Origin of the sequence: Mesorhizobium sp. M0016 (assembly GCF_040324035.1) — a bacterium.
Lineage (GTDB): Bacteria > Pseudomonadota > Alphaproteobacteria > Rhizobiales > Rhizobiaceae > Mesorhizobium.
Genome location: NZ_JAMYVM010000062.1, coordinates 1 through 1,477 on the forward strand (window position 1 = coordinate 1; position 1,477 = coordinate 1,477).

Annotated in this window: 2 protein-coding genes; both read right to left on the reverse strand. The window is 60.4% G+C overall.

Annotated features, from left to right (window positions below):
• Positions 1-41: 41 nt before the first annotated feature.
• Positions 42-1,013 carry an MBL fold metallo-hydrolase gene (locus NKJ88_RS32885; protein ID WP_352446974.1) on the reverse strand — a complete coding sequence of 324 codons (972 nt, stop codon included), beginning with the start codon at positions 1,011-1,013 and terminating at the stop codon, positions 42-44.
• 94 nt (positions 1,014-1,107) lie between these two features.
• Positions 1,108-1,353: a DUF680 domain-containing protein gene (locus NKJ88_RS32890; protein WP_023707901.1), complete on the reverse strand. Its 246-nt coding sequence runs from the start codon at positions 1,351-1,353 to the stop codon at positions 1,108-1,110.
• Positions 1,354-1,477 lie beyond the last annotated feature (124 nt).

A 1,477-nucleotide genomic window follows, 5' to 3' on the forward strand; every position in this document is an offset into this window, starting at 1 on the left:
ATTGTTTCATCATCTTTCTCGCTTGGGTTGGGAGCTCGCGCTCAAATCTGAACTGGGGTGAAACCATAGGCATTGCCGTCTTTCACGAAGACGCCGGCGCCGGGGAACGGGAAGTGCGAACCCGAGATCCGGATGTTGTCGGCGATCACCCGGTCGATGATCTTGTGGCGGGTGGCGACAGCGGTCGGCCCGTCCTGGTCGTAACTGCCCTGCCACTCCGGATGCGGCGCCAGAAGGGCGGGCACATACATGGTGTCGGCCGAGATCATCAGCTGTTCCTTGCCGGAGCTGGCGAGGTAGACCGAATGTCCCGGCGTGTGGCCGGGCGCAGCGATGATCTGGATGCCGGGCGCGACTTCGGCGCCGTCATTGACCAGCTTCCAGTTCTTCCATTTCGGAAAATTTTCGGCGATGCGCTTGCCCGCCGGCTTGCGGCCTTCCGGCAGCTTGGCCAGCCGGCTGGGGTCGGTCCACCAATTGTATTCCGTGGCGTTGACGATCAGCTCGGCATTGGGGAACACCGGTGCATCGGTCCCCTTTTCCATCAGGCCCCAGACATGGTCGGGGTGGAAATGCGAGATCATGATGGTGTCGATCGTCTTATAGTCGATGCCGGCGGCGGCCATGTTGGCCGGCAGATGGGTGGCATTGGTCTGCCATTGGCCGACGCCCGATCCGGCATCCATCATGATCAGCCTGCCGTTCATCTTGAGGACGATGACGGTGAGCGGGATGGGCATGAAGTCTGTCGTCAGGCCGGCCTTGGCAAGCGCTGCCTTGGTGTCCTCGACGGAAACATCCTTGATGAAGGCCGGGTCGTGCGGCTTGCGCCAGATGCCGTCATAGATGGCGGTGACCTCGATATCACCGACCTTGTATTTGTAGAAGCCGACGGCCGGCTCGACCGACGTTTCGGCGAAGGCGGGACGGGTGAATTCCAGCTTGCCGGCCAGGCCGAAGGCGGTCGCGGCGAGCATGGTTCCAAGCAACGTGCGACGTGTCATCATGAACATAGGTGATCTCTGCAGCGTTATGGGGTGATGATGGAGAGCCAAAGGTTTGGCTCTCCATCATGAGTGGTAAGAGAAGGTGTTCGGAAGGGTGCCTTCAGCGGCCCCAGATGCCGTCGTTGTTGTGCCTGGTGATGATGTCCTGAACCGACCCCTGGCGCGGCCCGGTCGTCACCATGGTGTCGACCCCGGCTTGGCGCGGGGAGGGGGAAATGGAAGCAGTGGCATTGGTGTCAACGGTAGCGACCGGCTGGTTGGAATTGTTGCCGCCATGGTCGCTGCCGGCAAAGGCAGCGCTTGAGGCAAGCAGCATGGCAGCCACGCTGAGAGCGAGCTTGGTCATTTCGGTAGATCCTTTTTTCGTTTCTTGGGTGCGTGCCGGGAAATTGGCCCCGCTAACAAGAAGACCCATCAGGACATCCCTTTATTCCCGGGCGGCACGAAATTCTTTTGAGATTTCCCGAAAA